The organism is Arhodomonas sp. KWT (assembly GCF_010993615.1).
Genome location: NZ_WNXE01000042.1, coordinates 17,955 through 21,384 on the forward strand (window position 1 = coordinate 17,955; position 3,430 = coordinate 21,384).

Genomic DNA, 3,430 nt, shown 5'->3' on the forward strand with positions numbered 1-3,430 from the left:
GCCGTGCCAGATCGGCCTGTTCCTGCTGCTGGGGCTGCTGGTCGAGCCCACGCGGCTGCTCCCGGTGGCGGCGGAGGCGCTCGGGCTGGCGGCGGTGCTGATCGTGCTCGCGCGGCCGCTGGCGACGCTGGTCTGCCTCCTGCCGCTGCGCTTCGAGCCGCGCCAGATCGTGTTCATGAGCTGGACCGGCCTGCGCGGGGCGGTACCCATCGTGCTCAGCCTGTTTCCGCTGATCGCCGGGGTGGACCAGGCGGAGGCGCTGTTCAACCGCGTGTTCTTCATCGTCCTGGTCTCGCTGCTGGTGCAGGGCTGGACGGTCTCGCCGCTGGCCCGGCGCCTGGGGCTCATCATCCCGCGGCGGCACCCGGCCATGGACCGGGTGGATCTCACCCGCCCGAAGGGCCACGAGCTCGTGACCTGCGTGCTCCCGGCGGGGGCGCCCGCGGTGCAGGGCTGCGTGGCGGACCTGGACCCGCCCGCGGGGGTGCGGGTGCTGGCGGTGATCCGCCGTGGCGAACCGGTGGCCGCGGAGCCCGAGCTGCCGCTGCAGGCCGGCGATCAGCTCTACCTGCTTCTGCCCGGGCACTCGCCGGCACTGGAGGAGCGTTTCCAGCACTGGGTGGATACCGTCGCCACCGCAAGGGACGACGCCGAGCAGGCCTACTTCGGCGAGTTCACCGTGGCCGCGGATGCGCCCATGAGCGCGTTCGCGGCGATGTACCTCGGTGGCGACGCCGCCGGTGCCGGCGCGGCGGAGAGCGTCGGTGCGTTCGTGCGCCGGCGCCTGCGCCACCAGGCCTCGGAGGGCGACAGCGTCCGCGTTGGCGGGGTGATGCTCACGGTCCGCGAGATGGAGGGCGAGCGCATCACCCAGATCGGTGTGCGTCTGCCCCGTCGCGGCCGTGGATGAGGGTGCCGACACCGGCGTCGGTGAACAGCTCCAGCAGGATCGCGTGTTCCACCCGGCCGTCGACGATGGTGCTCGCCCCGACCCCGCCGGCCACCGCCTCGAGGGCGCACTGGACCTTGGGCAGCATGCCGCCGTGGATGGTGCCGTCGGCGATCAGCCGCTCCACCCGGGCGGCGTCCAGACCGGTGAGCAGCCGGCCCTCGCCGTCGAGGATGCCGGGGGTGTTGGTCATCAGCACGAGCTTCTCGGCGCCCAGGGTCTCGGCGAGGCGACCGGCCACGAGGTCGGCGTTGATGTTATAGGTCTTGCCGTCCTCGCCCACCCCGATGGGGGCGATCACCGGGATGAAGTCCTGGCCGTCGAGCAGCGAGACGAGTGCCGGGTCGATCGAGGCGACCTCGCCGACGTGGCCGATGTCGATGATCTCGGGCTCGCGCTCGGCCGCCCCGGGGCGCTGGATGTGGAGCTTGCGGGCGTGGATGAAGCCGCCGTCCTTGCCGGTGAGGCCGACGGCGCGCCCGCCGTGGCTGTTGATCAGGCTGACGATCTCCTTGTTGACCAGGCCGCCGAGGACCATCTCGACCACGTCCATGGTCTCCGCGTCGGTGACGCGCATCCCCTCGACGAACTCCGTCTCTTTGCCGATGCGCTCGAGCAGCCGGCCGATCTGGGGGCCGCCGCCGTGGACGATCACGGGGTTGATGCCTACCAGCTTCATCAGCACCACGTCCCGCGCGAAGCTGCCCTTGAGCGCCTCGTCGGTCATGGCGTTGCCCCCGTACTTCACCACGACGGTGCGCCCGTGGTAGCGCCGGATATACGGCAGTGCCTCGGTGAGGACGTGGGCGACCTGGGCGGGGGGCGTGGGGGTGTCGGTCATCGTGTCGGTCTCCAGGCTCCGTGTCAGCGTGAATCGGGTCCGGGGGCTCAGAACGGCGGTGCCAGCTCCGGGGCCGCTGCGGCGAGCAGGCCCCGGAAGTGTTCGCGGATCCGCTCCAGGGCGGCCTCGTCGTCGCCCTCGAAGCGCAGGGTCAGGGCGGGCTCGGTGTTGGAGGCGCGGACCAGGCCCCAGCCGTCGGCGAAGTCGATGCGCAGGCCGTCGATGGTGGTCACCCGCGCGGCTTCCGGCACCGTGTGGGTGTTCGCCAGCAGCCGTGCCATGACCGCCTCGGCCTCGCCCTCGGCAACCGGCACGCGCAGCTCGGCGCCGCCGCCGGCCCCGGGCAGCCCGGCGAACAGCGCCGCGCTGCTCTGGCCGGCCTCGAAGGAGAGCAGCTCCAGCAGCCGTGCGCCCGCGTAGAGGGCGTCGTCGAACGGGTACCAGCGGTCGGCGAGGACGATGTGGCCGCTCATCTCGCCGGCCAGCGGGGCGTTGGTCTCGGCGCGGCGCTGCTTGATCGGCGAGTGGCCGCTGCGTGACATCACCGGCACGCCGGCGTTGGCGCTGATCAGTTCCGCGAGGTGGCGGCTGCACTTCACGTCGAAGACGATGTCCGAGCCCGGCAGCCGGGCCAGGATATCCCGGGCGAACAGCATCATCTGCCGGTCCGGCCAGATGATGGTGCCCTCGCTGTCCACCACGCCGAGACGGTCGCCGTCGCCGTCGAACGCCAGGCCGATGTCGGCGCCGTCGTTCACCACCCGCTTCTGCAGCGTCGCCAGGTTTTCCGGCACTGCCGGGTCCGGGTGGTGGTTTGGGAAGTCGCCGTCGATCTCGCAGAACAGCGGTGTGACCTCGCAGCCCAGTGCCCGGTAGAGCTCCGGGGCGAGGGCGGCGGTAACGCCGTTGCCGCAGTCGACAACCACCCGCAGGGGGCGGTAGAGCGTGATGTCGGCGCCCACCTGGTCGATGTAGTCCTCGGTGATCTGCCGGTGCCCGACCTCACCCGGGGTGTCGGCGGTGGGGACGCCGGCCGCCCGACGGCCGAGGGCGCGTATCGCCTCACCGGCCAGCGTCTCGCCGCCGATCATCACCTTGAGGCCGTTGTAGCCGGGGGGGTTGTGGCTGCCGGTGACCATTACCCCGGCCCCGGTGCCGAGGCGGTGGACGGCGAAGTACAGGACCGGCGTCGGCACCGCGTCCACGTCGACCACACGGCAGCCGCCGGCGCTCAGCCCTGCGATCAGCGCCCGGGCGAGCTCCGGGCTCGAGTGGCGGGCGTCCCGTCCCACCACCACGGTGTCGTTGCCGGCCTCGCGGGCGGTCGCGGCGATCGCGCGGCCGAGGCGGGTGACGATCTCCGGCGTGAGGGTCTCGCCGACGATCCCGCGAATGTCGTAGGCCCGCAGGATGCCGGGCGGAATCGCCTCATCACCCGCCCCGGCATCGTCGACGGTGCCGGCTTCTGGCGCCTCCGACGGCGTGTCCGCCGAATCCGGGGGCAATGTTGCCGGGATCTCCTCGTCAACCTCGATGCCGGGGGCAGACGATCGGATGGGCGCCCGGATGGGGTGATGTGCCTTCGCCGGCCCGGGTGCCGGGCCGGCGGGTGCGATATCCGTTTCCGTCGTTGCCCGACC

The 3,430-nt window shown here is 72.3% G+C and carries 3 protein-coding genes; 1 reads left to right on the forward strand and 2 read right to left on the reverse strand.

Annotation, left to right across the window (positions count from 1 at the left end; all coding sequences use genetic code 11):
• Positions 1-910: cation:proton antiporter (locus G7A99_RS25390; protein ID WP_240466209.1), on the forward strand; the 910-nt coding region annotated here is incomplete at its 5' end.
• Here G7A99_RS25390 and argB read toward each other — a convergent pair.
• Both argB and G7A99_RS09050 read right to left on the reverse strand, forming a co-directional pair.
• Entirely contained in the window at positions 867-1,790 is a 924-nt protein-coding gene (gene argB / locus G7A99_RS09045) for an acetylglutamate kinase (protein WP_163139651.1), read from the reverse strand. The two genes, G7A99_RS25390 and argB, sit on opposite strands and share 44 nt — an antisense overlap.
• Positions 1,791-1,837: 47 nt before the next feature.
• Positions 1,838-3,430 (reverse strand): phosphomannomutase/phosphoglucomutase (locus G7A99_RS09050; protein WP_371807607.1); only part of this gene is annotated, 1,593 nt, incomplete at its 5' end.